Origin of the sequence: Enterobacter sp. BIDMC109 (assembly GCF_001037885.1) — a bacterium.
In the GTDB taxonomy this organism is placed as follows: Bacteria; Pseudomonadota; Gammaproteobacteria; order Enterobacterales; family Enterobacteriaceae; genus Enterobacter; species Enterobacter hormaechei_C.
Map to the genome: position 1 here is coordinate 1,496,046 of NZ_KQ090002.1, position 21,021 is coordinate 1,517,066.

Below are 21,021 nucleotides of genomic sequence, written 5' to 3' on the forward strand. Positions count from 1 at the left end.
ATGACAGAAAAAACAAGACCTTCTGCCGCCCCGACATCGGGCAGTGATGAAATCGATATCGGTCGCCTGGTCGGGACCGTTATTGAAGCGAAATGGTGGGTGCTGGGTATTACCGCCATCTTTGCCGTGGCGGCGATCGTTTATACGCTGTTCGCGACGCCTATTTACAGCGCCGACGCGCTGGTGCAGATCGAACAAAATACCGGAAACTCGCTGGTTCAGGATATCGGCTCGGCGCTGGCCAACAAGCCGCCGGCATCGGAAGCCGAAATTCAGCTGATTCAGTCGCGCCTGGTACTGGGCAAAACGGTTCACGATCTGGGGCTTGATATCGCGGTCACCAAAAATACCTTCCCGGTGTTTGGCGCAGGCTGGGATCGCCTGATGGGGCGCAGTAACGATACGGTAAAAGTGACTGACTTCGTGATCCCAAAAGGGGCAGGGGACCAAACCTTTACCCTGACCGTGCTGGGACCAAAACAGTATCAGCTGACCAGCGACGCGGGCTTCAGCGCACGCGGTGAGGTGGGGCAGATGCTGACCAAAGAGGGCGTCAGCATCAAGGTCAGCGCAATTCAGGCGCATGAGGGCGGGGAGTTTACGGTCACCAAATTCTCGACGCTCGGGATGATCAACAACCTGCAAAACAACCTGACCGTCACCGAAAACGGCAAGGACACCGGCGTCCTGAGCATGACATTCACCGGTGAAGACAAGGATCAAATTCGCGACATCCTCAATAGCATCACCCGCAACTATCTGGAGCAGAACGTTGAGCGTAAGTCAGCGGAAGCCGCAAAAAGCCTGGCGTTTCTCAGTAAACAGCTGCCGGAGGTGCGCGCCCGTCTGGATGACGCTGAGAACAAGCTGAACGCGTACCGTCAGGACAAGGATTCCGTCGATCTGCCGCTGGAGGCGAAATCGGTTCTCGACTCCATGGTGAATATTGATGCGCAGCTGAACGAGCTGACCTTCAAAGAGGCGGAGATTTCCAAGCTCTATACCAAACGTCACCCGGCGTACCGCACGCTGCTGGAGAAACGTCGTACCCTGGAAGAAGAGAAGGCGAAGCTGAATGACCGCGTGACCGCGATGCCGAAGACGCAGCAGGAAATTGTACGCCTGACGCGTGATGTGGAATCCGGCCAGCAGGTTTACATGCAGCTGCTGAACAAACAGCAGGAGCTGAAAATCACCGAAGCCAGCACCGTCGGCGACGTGCGTATCGTTGACCCGGCGATTACCCAGCCGGGCGTGCTGAAGCCGAAGAAAGCGCTGATTATTCTCGGCAGCATTATTCTCGGCCTGATGCTTTCCATCGTCGGCGTGCTGCTGCGCTCGCTGTTTAACCGCGGTATCGAAAGCCCGCAGGTGCTGGAAGAGAACGGGATCAGCGTGTACGCCAGCATCCCGCTCTCCGAGTGGCAGAAGTCCCGTGACAGCGTCAAAACCGTTAAGGGCGTCAAGCGCTACAAGCAGAGCCAGCTGCTGGCCGTGGGTAACCCGACCGACCTGGCGATTGAAGCGGTGCGCAGCCTGCGTACCAGCCTCCATTTCGCCATGATGCAGGCCAAAAACAACGTCCTGATGATGACCGGTGTCAGCCCGTCAATCGGTAAAACCTTCGTCTGCGCCAACCTGGCGGCGGTGGTGAGCCAGACCAACAAGCGCGTGCTGCTGATCGACTGCGATATGCGTAAGGGCTACACCCACGAGCTGCTGGGCACCAACAACGTTAACGGTCTGTCGGAAATCCTGCTCGGTAAAGGGGAAATCAGCGAGAGCGCCAAGCCGACGTCGATTCCGAAATTTGACCTGATCCCGCGTGGCCAGGTGCCGCCGAACCCGTCTGAACTGCTGATGAGCGAGCGCTTCACGCAGCTGATTGAGTGGGCGAGCAAAAATTATGACCTGGTGCTGATCGATACCCCACCAATTCTGGCGGTCACCGACGCTGCCGTGGTAGGGCGTCATGCGGGCACCACGCTGATGGTTGCACGCTATGCGGTGAACACCCTGAAGGAAGTGGAAACCAGCCTGAGCCGCTTTGAGCAGAACGGTATTGAGGTTAAGGGGGTCATTCTGAACTCCATCTTCCGCCGCGCGACCGGGTATCAGGATTACGGCTACTACGAGTACGAATACAAGTCTGACAGTAAATAATAATCCCCCTCATCCTAACCCTCTCCCCAGGGGGGAGAGAGGACTGCATGGTGCAGCTTTTCTCCCTCTCCCTCCGGGAGAGGGTCGGGGTGAGGGATAAGGGGAAGACCATGACCACACAACGCCCTTTGATTTCTATCTATATGCCGACATGGAATCGTCAGCAGCTGGCGATCCGCGCGATTAAATCGGTCCTGCGTCAGGATTACGATAACTGGGAACTGATTATCGTGGATGACTGTTCCTCCTCTTACGAACAACTGCAAAAGTTTGTTGAAGACCTGAACGACCCGCGCGTGGTGTACACCCACAACGCCATCAACTCCGGGGCGTGTGCGGTGCGCAACCAGGCGATTATGCAGGCGAAAGGGCAGTATCTGACCGGTATCGACGACGATGACGAATGGACGCCAAACCGTCTGTCAATCTTCCTGTCGCACAAAGCGCAGCTGGTGACCCACGCGTTTCTGTATGCCAATGACTATGTCTGCCAGGGCGAGGTCTATTCGCAGCCGGCCAGCCTGCCGCTGTATCCGAAATCACCGTATTCCCGCCGCCTGTTCTACAAGCGCAACATTATCGGCAATCAGGTGTTTACCTGGGCATGGCGCTTTAAGGAGTGCCTGTTCGATACCGAGCTGAAGGCCGCGCAGGATTACGACATCTTCCTGCGGATGGTGGTGGAGTACGGCGAGCCGTGGAAGGTGGAAGAGGCCACGCAGATCCTGCACATCAATCACGGGGAGATGCAAATCACCTCGTCACCGAAGAAATTCTCGGGCTACTTCCATTTTTACCGCAAGCACAAGGACAAGTTTGACCGTGCCAGCCGGAAGTATCAGCTCTTCACCCTGTATCAGATCCGTAATAAGCGCATGAACTGGCGCACGCTGCTGACGCTGCTGTCGGTACGTAACGGCAAGCGTCTGGCTGACGGGCTTCGGGGGAAATAATGTTTCTGGAAGATTGCCGCGCTAACAGCTGGAGCCTGCGCCCGTGCTGCATGGTTCTGGCCTACCGTATTGCGCACTTTTGCTCGGTGTGGCGCAAAAAAAATGTGCTGAACAATATCTGGGCCGCGCCGGTGCTGGTGCTGTACCGCATCATCACCGAATGCTTTTTTGGCTATGAAATTCAGGCCGCTGCCACCATTGGCCGCCGCTTTACCATTCATCACGGCTATGCGGTGGTCATCAACAAGTTCGTCGTCGCGGGTGATGATTTCACCATTCGCCACGGGGTGACAATCGGCAACCGCGGGCCAGACAGCCTGGCCTGCCCGGTGATTGGCAATAACGTCGAGCTGGGGCCAACGTGGTGATGATCGGGGACATTACCGTGGGCAATAACGTGACGATTGGCGCAGGCAGCGTGGTGCTGGACAGCATTCCGGACAACGCGCTGGTGGTGGGCGAGAAAGCCCGCGTGAAGGTGATTAAATGAACATTCTGCAATTTAACGTACGCCTCGCAGAGGGCGGGGCGGCAGGCGTAGCGCTGGATCTGCACCAGCGCGCGCTGCAAAAAGGACTCCAGTCGCGCTTTGTTTACGGTTACGGTAAAGGCGGCAAGAAAAGCGTCAGCCATGATAACTATCCGCAGGTGCTGAAGCAGACGCCACGTCTGACCTCCATCGCCAATATTGCGCTGTTCCGCCTGTTTAACCGCGACCTGTTCGGCAACCTGAATAATCTCTATCGCACCGTCACCCGCACTCGCGGCCCGGTTGTGCTGCACTTCCACGTGCTGCACAGCTACTGGCTGAATCTGGAAGAGGTGGTGGCGTTTTGTGGCAAGGTGAAGGCGCACAAGCCGGATACCCGATTTGTCTGGACGCTGCACGACCACTGGAGCGTGACCGGACGTTGCGCCTTTACCGACGGCTGCGAAGGCTGGAAAGATAACTGCCAGAAATGCCCTACGCTCAGCAACTACCCGCCGGTGAAGGTCGATCGCGCGCATCAGCTGGTTGAGGGTAAGCGTCAGCTGTTCCGCGATATGCTCTCGCTCGGCTGCACCTTTATCTCCCCAAGCCAGCACGTGGCGGACGCTTTTAATAGCCTGTACGGAGCAGGGCGCTGCCAGATCATCAACAACGGTATTGATGTGGCAACGGAAGCGATCCTGGCCGAACTGACGCCCGTAGCCGTTACCCCCGGTAAGCCGAAAATTGCGGTCGTCGCCCATGACCTGCGCTACGACGGCAAAACCAACCAGCAGCTGGTGCGCGACATGATGGCGCTCGGCGACAAAATTGAGCTGCATACCTTTGGCAAATTCTCGCCGTTTGATGGCGCTAACGTGGTGAACCACGGGTTTGAAACCGACAAGCGCAAACTGATGAGCGCGCTGAACGGTATGGACGCGCTGGTGTTCAGCTCCCGCGTGGACAACTACCCGCTGATCCTGTGCGAAGCGCTCTCCATCGGCGTACCGGTGATTGCCACCCACAGCGACGCCGCGCGGGAAGTGCTGGAGAAATCCGGCGGTAAAACCTTCAGTGAAAATGAGGTGCTGCCGCTGGTGCAGTTGTCGAAGGCCGATATCGCGCAGGCTGTTTTTGGCACGGACCTGGAATCGTTCCGCAACCGTAGCCGCAAAGCGTACAGTGGACAACAGATGCTGGAGGAGTATGTCTCGTTCTATCAGAATCTGTAGTTATCTGCTGCTGCCGCTGCTCTACCTGCTGGTCAACGTTAAGATTGCCCAGCTCGGTGAAAGCTTCCCGATCACTATCGTCACCTTCCTGCCGGTTCTGCTGTTGCTTTACGTTGACAAGCTTAACCTCAAAAAGCTGATGATTTCACTGGGCATCGGGTTTGGTCTGACGGCGTTTAACTACATCTTTGGTCAGTCGCTGGACGCCAGCAAATATGTCACCTCCACCATGCTGTTTGTTTATATCGTTATCATTATTGGCATGGTGTGGAGTATTCGCTTTAAAACTATTTCTCCGCACAATTATAGGAAAATCCTCAGGTTCTTTTATATTGTCGTCGGGCTGATTGTTGTGCTTGCGGCAATGGAGATGGCGCAAATTATTCTCACAGGCGGCAGTAGCCTGATGGAAATAATTTCGAAATATCTTATATACAGTAACAGCTATGTACTGAACTTCATTAAGTTTGGTGGCAAGCGTACAACCGCGCTCTATTTTGAACCGGCGTTTTTTGCTCTGGCATTAATCTCAATTTGGCTCAGCATCAAACAGTTCGGTATCAAAACCCCCAGGACCGATGCTATGATTCTTGCAGGAATCGTTCTGTCAGGGTCGTTCTCCGGGGTAATGACGTTTATTCTGTTTTACCTGCTGGAGTGGGCGTTCCAGTACCTGAACAAAGAGGCGATTAAGAAAAAACTGCCGCTGGCGATAATCTCTCTGACGGTATTTTTAGTGGGCGTAATATTTGCGTTTCCGTACATTTCTGAACGTCTGGGTGATTTGGGAACGGAAGGTTCGTCGTCCTATTATCGCATCATTGGTCCACTGGTGATGGTGGGTTATTCCTTAACCCATATTGATGGCGTAGTAAGATTCGGCTCACTTTACGAATATGTTGCATCATTCGGAATCTTTAACGGTGCGGATGTCGGTAAAACCATAGACAATGGTCTGTATCTGTTAATTATCTATTTTTCCTGGTTCGCCGTACTGTTGACACTGTGGTATCTGTTTAAAGTTTTCAAAATGATGATTAACGCGTTTGGTGATAACCAGAACTTTCGCGTGCAACTTTATCTGTTCACACCGGTGTCGTTGTTTTTTACCGGGTCAATATTTAGCCCGGAATATGCATTCTTAATTGTATGTCCGTTTATTTTGCGCAAAGCGCTGAATATTACGAGCGTATGACGAAATGAGGTGATTTATGTTTCTTAGCGTCATTACTGTCGCCTTTCGTAACTACGAAGGGGTGGTAAAAACCTGGCGCTCGCTGCGCAACCTGGCGCGCGATCCGAGCCTCACCTTTGAGTGGATCGTGGTCGATGGCGGCTCGAACGACGGCACGGCGGAGTTCCTGGAAAAACTCAACGGTGAGTTCAACTTACGTTACATCAGCGAGAAAGATAAAGGTATTTACGATGCCATGAATAAAGGCATCAACATGGCGCAGGGGCGTTACGCGATCTTCCTCAATTCCGGCGATGTGTTCCATGAAGATGTGGCGCTGTTTGCCCGTCAACTGGCGCGCCAGAAAGAAGATGCCATGTTTATTGGTGATGCGCTGCTTGATTTCGGCGAGGGGAAAAAAGTGCTGCGCGGCGCGAAACCAGGCTGGTATATCTACCACAGCCTGCCGGCCAGCCATCAGGCTATTTTCTTCCCAATGAGCGGCCTGAAAAAACAGCCTTACGATTTGCGCTATAAAGTGTCATCAGATTATGCCCTGGCCGCCAGCCTGTACAAATCTGGCTACCCGTTCCGTCGAATTAAAGGACTGGTATCTGAATTTTCAATGGGTGGCGTGTCAACCTCGAATAATCTGGAACTGTGCCAGGATGCCAAAAACGTGCAGCGTAAAATATTACGCGTGCCGGGATTCTGGGCGGAATTATCTTATTTCTTACGTCTGAAAACGACGGGTAAAGCGAAAGCCTTATATAACAAAGCCTGAGATATAAGGAAACGTAATGCAGGAATTAAATGGATTCTCCGTGCCGAAAGGTTTTCGGGGCGGGAGCGGTATTAAAGTTCAACTGTGGTGGGCTGTACAGGCAACGTTATTTGCCTGGTCGCCGCAAATACTGTACCGCTGGCGCGCATTTTTACTGCGTCTGTTTGGCGCAAAAATAGGAAAAAACGTAGTCATTCGACCTTCGGTGAAAATTACTTATCCCTGGAAATTAACGCTTGGGGATTACGCCTGGGTTGGGGATGACGCGGTGTTATATACCCTTGGCGAGATTACGATTGGCGCAAATTCGGTGGTTTCACAGAAGTGTTATTTGTGCACCGGCAGCCACGATTTTATGAGCCCGCATTTTGATATTACCGCTTCGCCTGTTGTGATCGGTGAAAAATGCTGGCTGGCAACAGACGTCTTTGTTGCACCCGGTGTTTCTGTTGGCGATGGCACGGTAGTCGGTGCCCGCAGCAGCGTTTTTAAATCGCTTCCGGCAAATAAAATTTGCCGTGGCAACCCCGCAGTGGTGATACGCGAACGCGTTGAAACTGAAAAACTTTGATAAGTACAGAGGAATATAAACATGTCTAAAGTCGCTCTCATCACCGGCGTTACCGGACAAGATGGTTCTTACCTGGCAGAATTGCTGCTGGAAAAAGGGTATGAAGTTCACGGTATTAAGCGTCGTGCCTCTTCATTCAACACCGAGCGTGTCGATCACATTTACCAGGATCCGCATGCGGCAAACCCGAAATTCCATCTGCACTACGGCGACCTGACCGATACCTCCAACCTGACCCGCATCCTGCAAGAAGTACAGCCGGATGAAGTGTACAACCTGGGGGCAATGAGCCACGTTGCGGTTTCCTTCGAGTCCCCGGAGTACACCGCTGACGTGGATGCGATGGGTACGCTGCGTCTGCTGGAAGCGATTCGCTTCCTTGGTCTTGAGAAGAAAACCCGCTTCTACCAGGCATCTACCTCTGAGCTGTACGGTCTGGTGCAGGAAATTCCGCAGAAAGAGACCACGCCGTTCTACCCACGTTCTCCGTACGCTGTGGCGAAACTGTACGCTTACTGGATCACCGTGAACTACCGTGAATCCTACGGCATGTACGCCTGTAACGGCATTCTGTTCAACCACGAATCTCCGCGTCGCGGCGAAACCTTCGTGACCCGCAAAATCACCCGCGCGATCGCCAACATCGCTCAGGGCCTGGAGTCTTGCCTGCACCTCGGCAACATGGATTCCCTGCGTGACTGGGGCCATGCGAAAGACTACGTGAAAATGCAGTGGATGATGTTGCAGCAGGAACAGCCAGAAGACTTCGTGATCGCGACCGGCGTGCAGTACTCCGTGCGTCAGTTCGTTGAGATGGCTGCGGCACAGCTGGGCATCAAGCTGCGCTTCGAAGGCACCGGCGTGGAAGAGAAGGGTATCGTTGTTTCCGTGACCGGCCACGACGCACCGGGCGTGAAGCCAGGCGACGTGATTGTCCAGGTTGATCCGCGTTACTTCCGTCCTGCTGAAGTGGAAACCCTGCTGGGCGACCCAACCAAAGCGCACGAGAAGCTGGGCTGGAAACCAGAAACCACCCTGCAAGAAATGGTATCCGAGATGGTGGCCAAAGATCTTGAAGCAGCGAAAAAACACTCCCTGCTCAAGTCTCATGGCTACGAGGTTGCCATCGCGCTGGAGTCCTGAGAATGACAAAACAACGTATTTTTGTCGCCGGTCATCGCGGAATGGTGGGTTCCGCGATTGTTCGCCAGCTGGAACAGCGCGGCGACGTTGAGGTGATTGTTCGCACCCGCGACGAACTGAACCTGCTTGACAGCAAAGCGGTGCAGGACTTCTTCGCCAGCGAACGTATTGACCAGGTGTATCTGGCGGCGGCGAAGGTGGGCGGCATTGTCGCTAACAACACCTACCCGGCGGATTTCATCTACGAGAACATGATGATTGAGAGCAACATCATTCACGCGGCGCATCTGCACAACGTGAATAAGCTGCTGTTCCTCGGCTCATCCTGTATCTACCCGAAAATGGCGAAGCAGCCGATCGCCGAGAGCGAACTGTTGCAGGGCACGCTTGAAGCCACCAACGAGCCGTATGCGATTGCCAAAATTGCCGGGATCAAGCTGTGTGAATCCTACAACCGTCAGTATAACCGCGACTATCGCTCGGTGATGCCGACCAACCTGTACGGACCGCACGACAACTTCCACCCGAGCAATTCGCACGTGATCCCGGCGCTGCTGCGTCGTTTCCACGAGGCGACTGCCGAAAACGCCCCGGACGTGGTGGTGTGGGGCAGCGGTACGCCAATGCGTGAGTTCCTTCATGTGGACGACATGGCTGCGGCCAGCATTCACGTCATGGAGCTGGATCGCGAGGTGTGGCAGGAAAACACCGAGCCGATGCTGTCGCACATTAACGTCGGGACCGGCGTGGACTGCACCATTCGCGAGCTGGCGCAGACCATCGCGCAGGTGGTGGGCTACAAAGGACGCGTGTTGTTTGATGCCACCAAACCGGACGGCACGCCGCGCAAGCTGCTGGACGTGACCCGTCTGCATCAGCTGGGCTGGTATCACGAGGTCTCACTGGAGCAGGGGCTGGCCAGCACCTACCAGTGGTTCCTGGAAAACCAGCACCGCTTCCGGGGGTAATGATGTTTTTAAGTCAGGAAGATTTTGCCACGGTAGTGCGTTCCACTCCGCTGATCTCAATTGATTTGATCGTGGAGAACGAACGCGGCGAGTTCTTGCTGGGGAAACGAACCAATCGTCCTGCACAGGGCTTCTGGTTCGTGCCCGGCGGGCGCGTGCAGAAGGATGAGACGCTGACCGATGCGTTTGAGCGTCTCACTCTGGCGGAACTGGGCCTGCAACTGCCGATGGCAGCGGGCCAGTTTTACGGGGTCTGGCAGCACTTCTATGACGATAACTTTTCAGGCACCGGGTTCACCACGCACTACGTCGTGCTGGGGTTCCGCCTGAAGGTGAGTGAGGCAGACCTGCGTCTGCCTGATTCTCAGCATGACGATTACCGCTGGTTAACGCCAGAGGCGCTGCTGGCAAGCGACAACGTCCATGACAACAGTCGGGCGTACTTCCTTGCGGAACGTCAGGCCGAGGTGCCAGGTCTATGAAAATCCTCGTCTACGGAATTAACTACTCGCCGGAGCTTACCGGTATCGGGAAATACACCGGCGAGATGGTCGAGTGGATGGCGAGCCAGGGACATGACGTGCGGGTGATTACTGCCCCGCCGTATTACCCGGAGTGGAAGGTAGGCGAACGCTATTCCAGCTGGCGCTACCGCCGCGAAGAGGGCGCCGCGACCGTCTGGCGCTGCCCGCTCTACGTGCCGAAACAGCCCTCGACGCTGAAACGTTTAATTCATCTGGGCAGCTTTGCCCTGAGCAGTTTCTTCCCGCTGATGGCGCAGCGTCGCTGGAAGCCGGATCGCATCATCGGCGTGGTGCCGACGCTGTTCTGTACGCCAGGCATGCGCCTGCTGGGCAAACTCTCCGGCGCGCGCACCCTGCTGCACATTCAGGATTATGAAGTGGACGCCATGCTCGGGCTGGGGATGGCCGGGAAAGGCAAGGGCGGCAAGGTGGCGAAGCTTGCCAGCGCCTTTGAGCGCAGCGGCCTGCACAACGTGGATTACGTCTCGACCATCTCGCGCTCAATGATGAACAAGGCGCAGGAGAAGGGCGTCCCGGCGGAAAAAGTGATCTTCTTTCCGAACTGGTCCGAAGTGGCGCGCTTCCGCGATGTGACAGACCAGGATGCGCAGGCGTTACGCGCGCAGCTCGGGTTGCCTGCTGAGCAAAAAATCATTCTTTACTCAGGCAACATCGGCGAAAAACAGGGGCTGGAGAGCGTGATTGACGCCGCGCTTCAGCTGAGCGAACACCCGTGGATGTTCGTGATAGTCGGGCAGGGCGGCGGTAAAGCGCGGCTGGAAAAAATGGCCAGCGAGCGCGGACTGACCAACATCCGCTTCTTCCCGCTTCAGTCTTATGACGCGCTGCCCGCGCTGCTGAAAATGGCGGATTGCCATCTGGTGGTGCAAAAACGCGGCGCGGCGGATGCGGTGCTGCCGTCCAAGCTGACCAACATTCTGGCAGTGGGCGGAAATGCGGTGATTACGGCAGAAGCCGCAACAGAATTAGGCCAGCTGTGCAACAGCTACCCGGGCATTGCCGTTTGCGTGGAGCCTGAATCGGTTCCTGCGCTGGTGACCGGAATTGAGCAGGCACTCGCCATGCCAAAAGAGAACACGGTGGCACGTGAATATGCCGAACGCACGCTTGAGAAAGAGAACGTGCTGAGCCAATTTATTGCAGATATACGGGGATAAATCATGAGTCAAACCACTTTGTATCCGGTCGTAATGGCGGGTGGATCCGGGAGCCGGTTGTGGCCACTGTCCCGCGTGCTTTATCCAAAACAATTCCTGTGCCTGAAAGGCGACCTCACCATGCTGCAAACGACGGTTAACCGTCTGCACGGCGTGGAGTGTGAAAGCCCGGTGGTGATCTGTAACGAACAGCACCGCTTTATCGTTGCCGAGCAGCTGCGCCAGCTGAACAAACTGACCGAAAATATCATTCTGGAACCTGCCGGACGCAACACGGCGCCTGCCATTGCCCTCGCGGCGCTGGCGGCAAAACGCAGCAGCCCGGACTGCGACCCGCTGATGCTGGTGCTGGCGGCTGACCACGTCATCCAGCAGGAAGAGGCCTTCCGCGATGCGGTACGCGCCGCGATTCCTTACGCTGAGAACGGCAAGCTGGTGACCTTCGGCATCGTGCCGGATCTGCCAGAAACCGGCTATGGCTACATTCGCCGCGGCAGCGTTACGCCTGGTGAAGGCGACAGCGTGGCCTTTGACGTGGCGCAGTTTGTCGAAAAACCGAATCTGGAAACCGCGCAGGCGTACGTGGCCAGCGGGGAATACTACTGGAACAGCGGTATGTTCCTGTTCCGCGCCGGTCGCTACCTGGAAGAGCTGGAAAAATATCGCCCGGATATCTTGCGCGCCTGCGAAAAAGCGATGGCGGTGGTGGATCCGGATCTCGATTTTATCCGCGTGGACGAAGAAGCCTTCCTCGCCTGTCCGGAAGAGTCCATTGACTATGCGGTAATGGAACGTACGGCAGATGCGGTAGTGGTACCGATGGATGCTGGCTGGAGCGACGTCGGCTCCTGGTCGTCACTGTGGGAGATCAGCGCGCATACCCCGGAGGGTAACGTCCATCACGGGGATGTGATCAGCCACAAAACGGAAAACAGCTACGTCTACGCCGAATCTGGCCTCGTCACCACGGTAGGGGTGAAGGATCTGGTGGTCGTGCAGACCAAAGACGCGGTGCTGATTGCCGACCGTAATGCCGTGCAGGACGTTAAAAAAGTGGTGGAGCAGATCAAGGCCGATGGCCGCCACGAACACCATATTCACCGCGAAGTCTACCGCCCGTGGGGCAAATATGACTCCATCGACGCCGGCGAGCGTTACCAGGTGAAACGCATCACCGTGAAGCCGGGAGAAGGGCTGTCGGTGCAGATGCACCATCACCGCGCCGAACACTGGGTGGTGGTGGCGGGGACCGCCAAAGTGACCATCGACGGTGAAGTGAAGCTGCTCGGTGAAAACGAGTCCATTTATATTCCGTTGGGCGCCACGCACTGTCTGGAAAACCCGGGGAAAATTCCGCTCGACTTAATTGAGGTGCGTTCCGGCTCCTATCTGGAAGAGGACGACATCATCCGCTTCCAGGATCGCTACGGGCGCGTGTAGCACTCCGCATCATGCCCGGTGGCGCTGCGCTTTCCGGGCCTACGAATGACAAAAATAAATTTGGCCATTACATGGTCAGGGCCAACTGTTGCCTGAAAAAGGGGTCATCATGGAAAAATTAACCTGTTTTAAAGCCTACGATATTCGCGGCAAGCTGGGCGAAGAGCTGAACGAAGACATTGCGTGGCGCATCGGCCGCGCGTACGGCGAATACCTGAAACCACAAACTATCGTGCTGGGCGGCGACGTGCGTCTGACAAGCGTTTCCCTGAAGCTGGCGCTGGCGAAAGGGCTACAGGACGCGGGCGTCGATGTGCTGGACATTGGCCTTTCCGGTACCGAAGAGATCTATTTTGCCACCTTCCACCTGGGCGTGGACGGCGGTATCGAAGTGACGGCCAGCCATAACCCGATGGACTACAACGGCATGAAGCTGGTACGCAAGGGCGCGCGTCCTATCAGCGGTGACACCGGCCTGCGTGACGTGCAGCGTCTGGCCGAGGCCAACGACTTCCCGCCGGTGAATGAAGCCAGACGCGGCAGCTATAAGCAGATTAACCTGCAAAAAGAGTACATCGACCACCTGCTGGGCTACATCAACGTGGCGAACCTCAAACCGCTGAAGCTGGTGATTAACTCCGGCAACGGCGCGGCAGGCCCGGTTGTCGATGCACTTGAAGCCCGCTTTAAGGCGCTGAACGTGCCGGTGACCTTCGTCAAAGTGCACAACACGCCAGACGGCAACTTCCCGAACGGTATTCCTAACCCGCTGCTGCCGGAGTGCCGCGACGACACCCGCAACGCGGTGATTGAGCACGGCGCCGATATGGGTATCGCCTTTGACGGCGATTTCGACCGCTGCTTCCTGTTCGACGAGAAAGGGCAGTTTATCGAAGGCTACTACATCGTTGGCCTGCTGGCGGAAGCGTTCCTCGAGAAAAACCCGGGGGCGAAAATCATTCACGATCCGCGTCTTTCCTGGAACACCGTCGACGTGGTGAAGGCCGCGGGCGGCGAGCCGGTGATGTCCAAAACCGGCCACGCGTTTATCAAAGAGCGTATGCGTGAGGAAGACGCCATCTACGGCGGCGAGATGAGCGCCCACCACTATTTCCGTGATTTTGCCTACTGCGACAGCGGGATGATCCCGTGGCTGCTGGTGACTGAGCTGCTGTGCCTGAAAGGGAAGAGCCTGGGCGAACTGGTGCGCGACCGCATGGCGGCGTTCCCGGCGAGCGGCGAGATCAACAGCAAACTGGCGCAGCCCGCTGAGGCCATTGCCCGCGTAGAGCACCACTTTGCCATTCATGCGCTGGAGATTGACCGTACCGACGGTATCAGCATGGCGTTCCCGCAGTGGCGCTTCAACCTGCGCTCCTCCAACACCGAGCCGGTGGTGCGCCTGAACGTGGAGTCCCGCGCCGATACCGCGCTGATGGAAGCCCGAACGAAGGACATTCTGGCGCTGTTGAATCAGTAAAAAGAAAACCTTACCCCTCACCCTAACCCTCTCCCCAAAGGGGAGAGGGAACTTGAACACCCTCTCCCCTTTGGGGAGAGGGCCGGGGTGAGGGGCGAGGGGTAAGGTTTAGAACTAAAGGAACAACGATGACAAATCTAAAAAAGCGCGAACGAGCGAGAACGAATGCATCGTTAATCTCTATGGTGCAGCGTTTTTCTGATATCACCATCATGGTCGGCGGACTGTGGGCGGTGTGTTGGGTCAGCGGGCAGTCGTTCTTATACATGCACTTGCTGATGGCGTTGATTGCGCTGGTGGTGTTTCAGATGATCGGCGGCATGACCGATTTCTATCGTTCATGGCGCGGCGTCAAAATGACCACCGAACTGATGCTGCTGCTCCAGAACTGGACCTTAAGCCTGGTTTTCAGCGCAGGGCTGGTGGCGTTCAGCCATGATTTTGATAACCGTCTTGTGACCTATCTCTGCTGGTATCTGTTAACCAGCATTGGCATGGTGGTCTGCCGCTCGCTGATCCGCTTTGGCGCGGGCTGGCTGCGCAACCGCGGGTATAACCGTCGCTTCGTTGCCGTGGCGGGCGACCTGCCGGTGGGACTGGTGTTGCTCGACAGCTTCCGCAAAGAGCCGTGGTTAGGTTTTGAAGTGGTCGGGATTTATCACGACGCGAAGCCCGGCGGCGTGCCGTCCGACTGGGCAGGTAACTACGAACAGCTTATTGACGATGCGAAAGCCGGCAAAATTCATAACGTCTACATCGCCATGCAGATGAAAGATGAATCCCGCATCAAGAAACTGATGCGCGAGCTGGCGGATACCACCTGCTCGGTGATCCTCATCCCGGATGTCTTCACCTTCAATATTCTCCACTCCCGTATTGAAGAGGTGAACGGGGTACCGGTTGTTCCACTGTACGACACGCCGCTGTCGGGGATTAACCGCGTGCTGAAGCGCGTGGAAGATATCGTGCTTTCGTCCCTGATCCTGCTGCTCATCTCCCCGGTGCTGTGCTGCATTGCGCTGGCGGTGAAGCTCAGCTCGCCGGGGCCGATCATCTTCCGTCAGACCCGCTACGGCATGGACGGTAAGCCGATCATGGTGTGGAAATTCCGCTCTATGAAGGTGATGGAGAACGACAAGGTGGTGACCCAGGCGACGCAGAACGATCCGCGCGTCACCCGCGTGGGCAACTTCCTGCGCCGTACCTCGCTCGATGAGCTGCCGCAGTTCATCAACGTGTTCACCGGCGGGATGTCCATCGTCGGGCCTCGTCCTCACGCCGTGGCCCATAACGAGCAGTACCGCACCCTGATTGAAGGCTACATGCTGCGCCATAAGGTGAAGCCAGGCATCACCGGCTGGGCGCAGATCAACGGCTGGCGCGGCGAGACCGACACGCTGGAAAAAATGGAAAAACGTATCGAGTTCGATCTGGAGTACATCCGCGAGTGGAGCCTCTGGTTTGATATCAAGATTGTTTTTCTGACCATTTTCAAAGGCTTCGTGAACAAAGCGGCGTACTAAGATGAGCTTACGAGAAAAAACCATCAGCGGCGCGAAATGGTCAGCCATGGCCACCATAGTCATCATTGGCCTAGGCCTGGTGCAGATGACGGTGCTGGCGCGCATTATCGATAACCACCAGTTTGGTCTGCTGACCGTCTCGCTGGTGATTATCGCCCTGGCCGATACGCTGTCGGACTTTGGTATCGCCAACTCCATTATCCAGCGCAAAGAGATCAGCCATCTGGAGCTGACCACCCTCTACTGGCTGAACGTCGGGCTGGGTATCTTCGTCTTTGTGCTGGTGTTCCTGCTGAGCGATGTGATCGCCGGCGTGCTGCATAACCCGGACCTGGCGCCGCTGATGCGCACCCTGTCGTTCGCTTTCGTGGTGATCCCGCACGGGCAGCAGTTCCGCGCGCTGATGCAGAAAGAGCTGGAGTTCAACAAAATCGGCATGATTGAAACCAGCGCCGTACTGGCGGGCTTTACCTTCACCGTGGTCAGCGCCCATTTCTGGCCGCTGGCGATGACCGCCATCCTCGGCTACCTGGTTAACTCTGCCGTGCGCACGCTGCTGTTTGGCTTCTTTGGCCGTAAGATTTATCGCCCGGGGCTGCATTTTTCACTGGCGTCTGTTTCATCCAACCTGCGCTTCGGCGCGTGGCTGACGGCAGACAGCATTATCAACTACGTGAATACTAACCTCTCCACGCTGGTGCTGGCGCGCATTCTGGGCGCGAGCGTCGCGGGTGGCTACAACCTGGCGTATAACGTCGCGGTTGTCCCGCCGATGAAGCTCAACCCTATCATTACCCGCGTGCTGTTCCCGGCGTTCGCCAAAATTCAGGACGATACCGAAAAGCTGCGCGTGAACTTTTACAAGCTGCTCTCCGTCGTGGGGATCATCAACTTCCCGGTCCTGCTGGGGCTGATGGTGGTTGCCAGCAATTTCGTACCGCTGGTGTTTGGCGAGAAGTGGAACAGCATCATCCCGATCCTGCAACTGCTGTGCGTCGTGGGGCTGCTGCGCTCGGTGGGGAACCCGATTGGTTCTCTGCTAATGGCGAAGGCGCGCGTGGATATCAGCTTCAAGTTCAACGTGTTTAAAACCTTCCTGTTTATTCCGGCAATTATTGTGGGCGGCCACATGGCGGGCGCCATTGGCGTGACGCTCGGCTTCCTGCTGGTGCAAATCGTCAATACCGTGCTGAGCTACTTCGTGATGATCAAACCGGTGCTGGGCTCCAGCTACCGTCAGTACATCCTCAGCCTGTGGCTGCCGTTTTACCTCTCCTTACCGACGCTTGCGGTGAGCTACGGTCTGGGCGTGGTGCTCAACGGGCATCTGCCGCTGGCGGCGTTGCTTGCGGTGCAAGTCGCGGCAGGCGCGCTGGCGTTCGGCGTGATGATTGTGCTGTCACGCAATGCGCTGGTGGTCGAGATGAAGCGCCAGTTTTGCCGTAACGAAAAAATGAAAACGCTGCTTCGCGCAGGCTAATTTTACGAGGCCATTATGAAATTACTTATTCTTGGCAACCATACCTGCGGCAACCGTGGCGACAGCGCCATCCTGCGCGGTTTACTGGATGCAATTAACACCCTTAAGCCTGAGACTGAAGTGGATGTGATGAGCCGTTATCCGGTCAGCTCATCCTGGTTACTGAACCGCCCGGTGATGGGCGACCCGCTCTACAGCCAGATGAAACAGCACAACAACGCCGCGGGCGTGATGGGGCGCGTGAAGAAAGTGCTGCGTCGCCGCTACCAGCATCAGGTGCTGCTTTCTCGCGTGACCGACACCGGCAAGCTGCGCAACATTGCCATCGCGCAGGGCTTTACCGATTTTGTTCGTCTGCTGTCCGGCTATGACGCCATTATTCAGGTGGGCGGTTCGTTCTTCGTCGATCTATACGGCGTGCCGCAGTTTGAGCATGCACTTTGTACGTTCATGGCGAAAAAGCCGCTGTTTATGATCGGCCACAGCGTCGGGCCATTCCAGGATCCGCAGTTTAACCAGCTGGCGAACTATGTCTTCGGCCACTGCGACGCGCTGATCCTGCGTGAATCGGTCAGCCTCGACATGATGAAGCGCAGTGAAATCGACACCAGCAAAGTGGAGCACGGTGTGGACACCGCCTGGCTGGTGGATCATCAGGATGACAGTTTCCAGGCCAGCTACGCGGTACAGCACTGGCTGGACGTGGCGGCAAAGCAGAAAACCGTCGCCATTACCCTACGTGAACTTGCGCCGTTCGATAAACGCCTCGGCACGACCCAGGCGGCGTACGAGAAAGCCTTTGCCGATGTGGTGAACCGCGTGCTGGACAGCGGTTACCAGGTGCTGGCGCTTTCCACCTGTACCGGTATCGACAGCTACAACAAAGATGACCGTATGGTGGCGCTCAACCTGCGCAACCTGGTGAACGACCCGTCCCGCTATCACGTGGTGATGGACGAGCTGAACGACCTTGAGATGGGCAAGCTGCTCTCCGCCTGCGACCTGACCGTGGCACGCGTCTGCACTCGGCTATTATCTCGATGAACTTCGGCACGCCAGCCATCGCCATTAACTACGAACACAAGTCCGCGGGCATTATGCAGCAGCTCGGTATGCCGGAAATGGCCGTTGATATTCGTCATCTGCTGGACGGGTCGCTGGGTGCGATGGTGGGCGACACGCTCGGCCAGCTGCCTGCGATCAACGAACGTCTGGCGATAGCGGTAAAAGCCGAACGCGAAAAAGGTATTGGCATGGTGAAATCCGTACTCGACCGCGTCCGGGAGGGGAAATGAAGGTTGGTTTCTTCTTACTGAAATTTCCGCTGTCGTCTGAAACCTTTGTGCTGAACCAAATCACCGCGTTTATCGATATGGGGTATGACGTGGAGATTATCGCCCTGCAAAAGGGCGATACGCAAAACACCCATGCGGCGTATACCCGGTATGGGCTGGAGGCGAAAACCCGCTGGTTGCAGGATGAACCCACCGGACGAATGAACAAACTGCGCCATCGCGCCAGCCAGACGCTGCGCGGCCTTCATCGCGCCTCGACGTGGCGGGCGCTGAATATGTCGCGCTATGGGGCGGAGGCCCGCAACCTGATCCTTTCCGCCATTTGCGGGCAAACGGCCCAGCCGTACCGGGCCGATGTCTTTATCGCCCACTTTGGCCCGGCGGGCGTCACTGCGGCAAAACTGCGTGAGCTGGGGGTGATTGACGGCAAAATCGCAACCATTTTCCACGGTATCGACATCTCCAGCCGGGAAGTACTGAACCACTACACGCCGGAATATCAGCAGCTGTTTCGCCGCGGCGACATGATGCTGCCGATAAGCAACCTGTGGGCCGGACGCCTGAAAACCATGGGGTGCCCGAGCGAGAAAATCACCGTTTCACGCATGGGCGTGGATATGGAACGTTTCACTCAGCGACCGGTTAAGGTGCCGGGCAAGCCGCTGCAAATTATCTCTGTTGCCCGCCTGACCGAAAAGAAAGGGCTGCACGTAGCCATCGAAGCCTGTCGCCAGCTGAAGGCGCGCGGCGTGGACTTCCACTACCGCATCCTGGGTATCGGGCCGTGGGAGCGTCGCCTGCGCACGCTGATTGAACAGTATCAGCTGGAAGACGTGGTCGAGATGCCGGGCTTCAAGCCGAGCCACGAAGTGAAAGCCATGCTTGATGACGCGGATGTGTTCCTGCTGCCTTCCGTAACCGGCGCCGACGGCGATATGGAAGGTATTCCCGTGGCGCTGATGGAGGCGATGGCGGTCGGCATTCCGGTGGTCTCGACCCTGCACAGCGGTATCCCGGAGCTGATCACCTCTGAGCATTCCGGCTGGCTGGTCCCTGAAAACAATGCGCTGGCGCTGGCGGATCGTCTGGCTGCGTTCAGTGATATCGATCAGCAGACGCTGATCCCTGTGCTGCAAAATGCGCGGCAAAAAGTTGAAGCAGAATTTAATCAGCAGGTGATTAATCGCCAGTTAGCGAGCCTGCTGCAAACGCTGTAACGCTGAGGTTGTATGCTGAAAAAGATTACCCGACGCCGATTTGTCTCTTCTTTATCCGTCCTGGCTGCCATGCCACTGCTGTCGCCCCGCGCTGTGCGGGCGGCAACCGGGAAGACGGTTTCTGTCGATCGCTACAACAATAACGACTGGATCGCCGCCTTTAAGCAGGCATTTACCGAGGGCGATACCGTTGTTGTTCCCGCCGGGTTAACCTGTGAAAACATCAATACCGGCATTTTCATTCCTGATGGCAAAACCCTGCTGATCCGCGGTGCGCTGAAGGGCAACGGCCGCGGGCGGTTTGTGCTCCAGGAAGGCTGTAAGGTCATTGGGGAAGGAGAGGGGCGCACGCATAACATTACGCTGGACGTGCGTGGCTCCGACTGTGTCATTAAAGGGCTGGCGATGAGCGGCTTCGGCCCCGTCACCCAGATCTACATCGGCGGTAAAAAGCCGAGAGTGATGCGTAACCTGCTTATCGATCGCATTGCCGTGAGCCAGGCCAACTACGCCATTCTGCGCCAGGGTTTTCATAATCAGGTGGACGGTGCGCGCATAACCAACAGTAAATTCAGCCATTTGCAGGGTGACGCGATTGAGTGGAACGTGGCGATTAACGACCGCAATATCCTGATCTCTGACCACGTGATCGATAACATCAACTGCACAAACGGCAAGATCAACTGGGGGATAGGCATTGGGCTGGCTGGCAGCACGTACGACAATGACTATCCGGAACAGCAGACCGTTAAAAACTTCGTGGTGGCAAATATCACCGGCAGCAACTGTCGGCAGTTGGTCCATGTTGAAAACGGTAAACACTTTGTGATCCGTAATATCAAGGCCAGCAATATTACTCCCGACTTCAGTAAAAAGGCCGGAATTGATAACGCGACGGTAGCTATTTATGGCTGTGATAATTTCGTTATTGATAATATCGATATGGTGAACAGCGCCGGAATGTTAATCGGGTATGGCGTGATCAAGGGCGATTATCTGTCGATACCGCAAAACTTCAAACTTAACGATATTCGCCTGGATAACCGACAGCTGGCCTATAAGTTGCGCGGGATACAGATTTCCTCCGGCAATGCCACGTCGTTTGTTGCCATCACCAACGTCAACATGCAGCGAGCAACGCTTGAGCTGCACAACAAGCCACAGCATCTTTTCTTGCGTAATATCAACGTGATGCAGGAGTCAGCGACGGGACCAGCGCTTAAGATGAACTTCGACTTGCGCAAAGACGTGCGTGGGAAGTTTATGGCCAAAAACGAGACGCTGTTGTCGCTCGCGAACATAAAAGCGGTTAATGAAAAGGGGCAGAGTTCGGTGGATATTGATCGGGTCGATCAACATGTGGTGAATACGGAACGGTTGAATTTTGCGCTGCCGCACAGGTAATCCTACAGCCTATTTTGCGA

General features: G+C 56.1%; 16 protein-coding genes and 2 pseudogenes. All 18 read left to right on the plus strand.

Going from position 1 to position 21,021, the window contains the following annotated elements:
• Positions 1-2,163, plus strand: a complete 2,163-nt coding sequence (gene wzc, locus SK62_RS07030; protein ID WP_015572374.1) for a tyrosine-protein kinase Wzc — start codon at positions 1-3, stop codon at positions 2,161-2,163.
• A gap of 110 nt (positions 2,164-2,273) precedes the next feature.
• Entirely contained in the window at positions 2,274-3,116 is an 843-nt protein-coding gene (gene wcaA, locus SK62_RS07035; RefSeq protein ID WP_017383272.1) for a colanic acid biosynthesis glycosyltransferase WcaA, read from the plus strand.
• A pseudogene (wcaB, locus tag SK62_RS07040) lies at positions 3,116-3,606 on the plus strand (colanic acid biosynthesis acetyltransferase WcaB). Before wcaA ends, wcaB begins: the two are co-directional and overlap by 1 nt.
• The gene (wcaC, locus tag SK62_RS07045) at positions 3,603-4,820 is read left to right on the plus strand and encodes a colanic acid biosynthesis glycosyltransferase WcaC (protein WP_045348878.1); all 1,218 of its coding nucleotides are present in this window, start codon (positions 3,603-3,605) and stop codon (positions 4,818-4,820) included. Before wcaB ends, wcaC begins: the two are co-directional and overlap by 4 nt.
• Positions 4,795-6,015 (plus strand): colanic acid polymerase WcaD, encoded by a 1,221-nt coding sequence (gene wcaD / locus SK62_RS07050; RefSeq protein ID WP_048249368.1) that lies wholly within the window; start codon positions 4,795-4,797, stop codon positions 6,013-6,015. The genes wcaC and wcaD overlap by 26 nt, the downstream gene beginning before the upstream one ends.
• Before the next feature lie 16 nt (positions 6,016-6,031).
• Positions 6,032-6,778: a colanic acid biosynthesis glycosyltransferase WcaE gene (wcaE, locus tag SK62_RS07055; RefSeq protein WP_003863510.1), complete on the plus strand. Its 747-nt coding sequence runs from the start codon at positions 6,032-6,034 to the stop codon at positions 6,776-6,778.
• Between the two features lie 16 nt (positions 6,779-6,794).
• Positions 6,795-7,349: a colanic acid biosynthesis acetyltransferase WcaF gene (wcaF, locus tag SK62_RS07060; protein ID WP_015572376.1), complete on the plus strand. Its 555-nt coding sequence runs from the start codon at positions 6,795-6,797 to the stop codon at positions 7,347-7,349.
• 21 nt (positions 7,350-7,370) lie between these two features.
• Positions 7,371-8,492 carry a GDP-mannose 4,6-dehydratase gene (gene gmd, locus SK62_RS07065; protein ID WP_003863514.1) on the plus strand — a complete coding sequence of 374 codons (1,122 nt, stop codon included), beginning with the start codon at positions 7,371-7,373 and terminating at the stop codon, positions 8,490-8,492.
• 2 nt (positions 8,493-8,494) lie between these two features.
• Positions 8,495-9,460 (plus strand): GDP-L-fucose synthase, encoded by a 966-nt coding sequence (locus SK62_RS07070; protein WP_047718275.1) that lies wholly within the window; start codon positions 8,495-8,497, stop codon positions 9,458-9,460.
• A 2-nt stretch (positions 9,461-9,462) separates the two neighbouring features.
• Positions 9,463-9,942 carry a GDP-mannose mannosyl hydrolase gene (locus tag SK62_RS07075; protein WP_003863519.1) on the plus strand — a complete coding sequence of 160 codons (480 nt, stop codon included), beginning with the start codon at positions 9,463-9,465 and terminating at the stop codon, positions 9,940-9,942.
• A complete protein-coding gene (gene wcaI / locus SK62_RS07080) occupies positions 9,939-11,162 on the plus strand; it encodes a colanic acid biosynthesis fucosyltransferase WcaI (protein WP_022651482.1) in 1,224 nt (407 codons plus the stop codon). The genes SK62_RS07075 and wcaI overlap by 4 nt, the downstream gene beginning before the upstream one ends.
• Positions 11,163-11,165: 3 nt before the next feature.
• Entirely contained in the window at positions 11,166-12,602 is a 1,437-nt protein-coding gene (cpsB, locus tag SK62_RS07085; protein ID WP_017693088.1) for a mannose-1-phosphate guanyltransferase, read from the plus strand.
• Positions 12,603-12,711: 109 nt separating this feature from the next.
• A complete protein-coding gene (gene cpsG / locus SK62_RS07090; protein WP_045348874.1) occupies positions 12,712-14,082 on the plus strand; it encodes a colanic acid biosynthesis phosphomannomutase CpsG in 1,371 nt (456 codons plus the stop codon).
• Between the two features lie 128 nt (positions 14,083-14,210).
• Positions 14,211-15,605, plus strand: coding sequence for an undecaprenyl-phosphate glucose phosphotransferase (gene wcaJ, locus SK62_RS07095; RefSeq protein ID WP_039270430.1), 1,395 nt, complete (start codon positions 14,211-14,213; stop codon positions 15,603-15,605).
• A 1-nt stretch (position 15,606) separates the two neighbouring features.
• Complete coding sequence (gene wzxC / locus SK62_RS07100; protein ID WP_003863527.1) at positions 15,607-17,085, plus strand: colanic acid undecaprenyl disphosphate flippase WzxC; 1,479 nt, start codon at positions 15,607-15,609, stop codon at positions 17,083-17,085.
• 15 nt (positions 17,086-17,100) lie between these two features.
• Positions 17,101-18,380: pseudogene (gene wcaK / locus SK62_RS07105) on the plus strand (colanic acid biosynthesis pyruvyl transferase WcaK).
• Positions 18,377-19,597 (plus strand): colanic acid biosynthesis glycosyltransferase WcaL, encoded by a 1,221-nt coding sequence (gene wcaL, locus SK62_RS07110; protein ID WP_017383280.1) that lies wholly within the window; start codon positions 18,377-18,379, stop codon positions 19,595-19,597. The pseudogene wcaK and the gene wcaL overlap by 4 nt, the downstream one beginning before the upstream one ends.
• A gap of 12 nt (positions 19,598-19,609) precedes the next feature.
• Positions 19,610-21,001: a colanic acid biosynthesis protein WcaM gene (wcaM, locus tag SK62_RS07115; RefSeq protein ID WP_032654200.1), complete on the plus strand. Its 1,392-nt coding sequence runs from the start codon at positions 19,610-19,612 to the stop codon at positions 20,999-21,001.
• The last annotated feature ends 20 nt before the right edge of the window (positions 21,002-21,021 follow it).